The following is a 3,571-nucleotide window of genomic DNA, read 5'->3' as shown; positions in this document are numbered from 1 at the left end:
GGTCGTACGGGGTGCTCATTGTGCCGTCACCAGCTCGATGAACCGCTCGCGCTGTGCACGCCGCTCCGCTGCGGTCTGCGCGGCCAGGTCGTGATCACCCGCGCTCTGGAGCAAGCCCTTGGTGGCGCTGACGGCGTGGTGCGGCGCCGCCGTCAGCGCGGCGGCCAGCTCGGCCACGCGGGCGTCCAGCCCCTCGACCGGGACGATCTCCTGCCCGATCCCGAGCGCGTACGCCTCCTGGGCGGAGACCCACCGTGCGGTTGCGCAGATCTCGAGCGCACGGGCGTAGCCGACGGCGTCCACCAGCGGCTTGGTGCCGGTGAGATCGGGCACCAGGCCGAGCGCGGGCTCCTTCATGCACAGCTGCGCGTCGTCGGCCAGCACCCTCAGGTCGCAGGCGAGCGCCAGCTGGAAGCCGGCACCGACGGCATGTCCCTGCACCGCGGCGATGGAGATGAAGCGCGGGTCCCGGAGCCAGGTGAAGCCCTCCTGGTAGGTCGCGATCGTCGCGTCGAACTCCTCCGCGGTTGCGGCGGCGAGCTGAGGGAAGGACGCCTCGCCCTCGATGCCGCTCGGCGACAGCATGGCCCGGTCGAGGCCGGCCGAGAACGAGGCGCCCGCGCCGCGCAGCACCACGACACGGACGTCGGGCTCCACGGCGGCACCGACTGCCGCCAGCCCGCGCCACATGGCCGGAGTCTGCGCGTTGCGGACGTCAGGACGGTTCAAGGTGACCGTGAGGACGGCGCCGTCGACGGCAAGCTCGAGGCCCGCCTCGGCCAGGGTCTCAGGAGAGGGATACGTCATGGGGCGAGGCTATCCCCCGCCCTGGTCGCCGCTCAGGCGAGGCTGATGAGCTCCTGGTAGTCGGCGGTCCAGAGATCCTCGACACCGTCGGGGAGGATGAGCACCCGGTCGGGCTGGAGCGCCTCGACCGCGCCCTCGTCGTGGGTGACGAGCACGATGGCGCCCTCGTACGAGCGGATCGCCCCGAGCACCTCCTCGCGTGACGCGGGGTCCAGGTTGTTGGTGGGCTCGTCGAGCAGGAGCACGTTGGCCTGGGAGACGATCAGGGTCGCGAGTGCGAGCCGGGTCTTCTCGCCGCCCGAGAGGACCTTCGCCGGCTTGTGCGCGTCGTCACCGCTGAAGAGGAACGCTCCGAGCACGCTGCGTGCCTGGGTGTCGGTCAGGTTCGGGGCCGACGACTGCATGTTCTCCAGGACGCTCCGATCGAGGTCCAGGGTCTCGTGCTCCTGGGCGTAGTAGCCCATCTTCAGTCCGTGACCCGGACGGATCTCACCGGTGTCCGGAGTGTCGAGACCACCGAGGATCCGTAGCAGCGTCGTCTTGCCGGCACCGTTGAGCCCGAGGATGACCACGCGGCTCCCCCGGTCGATCGCGAGGTCGACGTCGGTGAAGATCTCCAGCGAGCCGTACGACTTCGAAAGGCCCTCGGCCATCAGCGGCGTCTTGCCGACGGGCGCCGGGGTCGGGAAGTCGATCTTGGCGACCCGGTCGGACGCGCGCTCGCCCTCGAGGCCGGCGAGCATCTTCTCGGCGCGGCGCGCCATGTTCTGCGCGGCGGTCGCCTTCGTCGCCTTCGCCCGCATCTTGTCGGCCTGTGCCATCAGGGTCGTGGCCTTGCGTTCTGCGTTGGAGCGCTCGCGCTTGCGACGCCGCTCGTCGGTCTCGCGCTGCTCGAGATACTTGCGCCAGCCCATGTTGTAGACGTCGATCTCGGCACGGTTGGCGTCGAGGTGCAGCACCTTGTTGACGACGTCCTGCAAGAGCACCACGTCGTGGCTGATGACGACCACACCGCCCTTGTACGACATCAGGAACGAGCGCAGCCACCCGATCGAGTCGGCGTCGAGGTGGTTGGTCGGCTCATCGAGAAGGAGCGTGTCGGCACCCAGGAAGAGGATGCGCGCGAGCTCGATACGGCGACGCTGGCCGCCCGACAGAGTCTTCAGCGGCTGGTCGAGGACCCGGTCGGGGAGCCCGAGGCTCGCGGCGATGGTGGCCGCCTCCGACGCCGCGGCGTAGCCACCGCCGGCGTGCAGCTCGGCATCGGCACGCGAGTAGCGGTTCATCGCGCGGTCGCGCACCGCGTCGTCCTCGGAGCCCATGTCGATCTCCGACCGGCGCAACGTTCGATAGACCTCGTCGAGACCGCGAGCCGACAGGATCCGGTCGCGTGCACTCTGCTCGGGGTCTCCCGTGCGGGGGTCCTGCGGGAGGTAGCCGATCGTGCCTCGTCGGGTGATCGTCCCCGCGGTCGGGTCGCCGCCCTCACCGGCGAGGACCTTGGTCAGCGTCGTCTTGCCGGCGCCGTTGCGTCCGACCAGACCGACCTTGTCTCCATCGGTCACCTGGAACGTCGCACCCGCCATGAGGACCCGGGCACCCACGCGCAGCTCGAGGTCGTGGACGCTGATCATGGCGGAGCTGCTCCTGGGAGTGGAAGAAGGTGAGGGGGAGGGCACCGACGCCCTCGGAGCCGAGAACCCGGCCACCGACCAGTGTACGGAGTGGTGTCAGTCCGCCACGACGACGGACTCGACCACGACCGGCTCGACGGGCAGGTCCGACTCGGTCGGAACCGCGGCGATCTCGTCGACGACCGCCTTGCTCGCGTCGTCGGCGACCTCGCCGAAGATCGTGTGCCTGCCATCGAGGTGGGGGGTCGGCACCGTGGTGATGAAGAACTGCGAACCGTTGGTGCCGGGGCCTGCGTTGGCCATCGCCAGCAGGTACGGGCGGTCGAAGGTGAGGTCGTCGACGATCTCGTCCTTGAACTCGTATCCGGGCCCGCCCGTGCCCGTACCGAGCGGGTCGCCGCCCTGGATCATGAATCCCGGGATCACCCGGTGGAAGATGGTGCCGTCGTACAACGGCTCGCCCGTCTTCTCGTCCCCCGACTCCGGGTCGGTCCACGCCTTCTCACCGGTCGCGAGCCCGACGAAGTTCGAGACGGTCGTGGGCGTCTTGTCGGCGAACAGCGTCACGGTGATGTCGCCGCGGTTGGTCTTGATCGTCGCCTGATCCGCCGAGAAGGAGACGTCGGCGTCATCGGCCTTCTCATCGGTTCCGCAGCCGGCGAGGAGGACCACGGTGAGGGCAGCGACGATCCACGGACGAAGACGCACGACGAAGACTCCTGGTGTGACGAACGACGAGACGGGAGACGAGACGGACGTCAGGCTACGCCACGGCGATAGCCCGGCAGAATCTCGTCGACGAGCGCCTCCGTTCGTGACGTCACGCCGAGGGGTGAGCCGTGGGCGGCGACCGCCGCGTACATCTGGTCGGCCACGACCATCGCGTCGTGGCGACCGCTGAACCGCAGGGCGAGCCGCATCGCTGCGCACCACAACGCCTCGCTGGCCGGGAGTGCGGCGAGCCCTGCGAGGAGCGCGTCTCGCGCACCGTCGGGATCGTCGGCGTTGCTGCACTCGGTGGCCAGCGCTGCGGACGTCATCTCGACGGCGAGGGCGACGTCGTCCTCGATGCTCAGGTGGGCCAGCCAGGCGTAGCGGCCTTGGGGGACGTCGTCGAAGGCGGCGCCGCG

General features: G+C 69.8%; 3 protein-coding genes and 1 pseudogene. All 4 read right to left on the bottom strand.

Features of this window, described 5'->3' with window-relative positions; genetic code table 11:
- Nucleotides 1–15 precede the first annotated feature (15 nt).
- Nucleotides 16–807: an enoyl-CoA hydratase/isomerase family protein gene (locus tag PV363_RS16610; protein ID WP_301022926.1), complete on the bottom strand. Its 792-nt coding sequence runs from the start codon at nt 805–807 to the stop codon at nt 16–18.
- Nucleotides 808–839: 32 nt separating this feature from the next.
- On the bottom strand, nt 840–2,441 hold the full coding sequence (abc-f, locus tag PV363_RS16605) for a ribosomal protection-like ABC-F family protein (RefSeq protein WP_220341626.1): 1,602 nt from the start codon (nt 2,439–2,441) through the stop codon (nt 840–842).
- Nucleotides 2,442–2,537: 96 nt separating this feature from the next.
- Complete coding sequence (locus tag PV363_RS16600) at nt 2,538–3,035, bottom strand: peptidylprolyl isomerase (protein ID WP_301022927.1); 498 nt, start codon at nt 3,033–3,035, stop codon at nt 2,538–2,540.
- A 164-nt stretch (nt 3,036–3,199) separates the two neighbouring features.
- A pseudogene (locus PV363_RS16595) lies at nt 3,200–3,571 on the bottom strand (hypothetical protein); the annotation flags it as partial.

The organism is Mumia sp. (genome assembly GCF_028803055.1).
Lineage (GTDB): Bacteria > Actinomycetota > Actinomycetes > Propionibacteriales > Nocardioidaceae > Mumia.
This window is presented reverse-complemented; position numbering and strand designations above follow the sequence as displayed.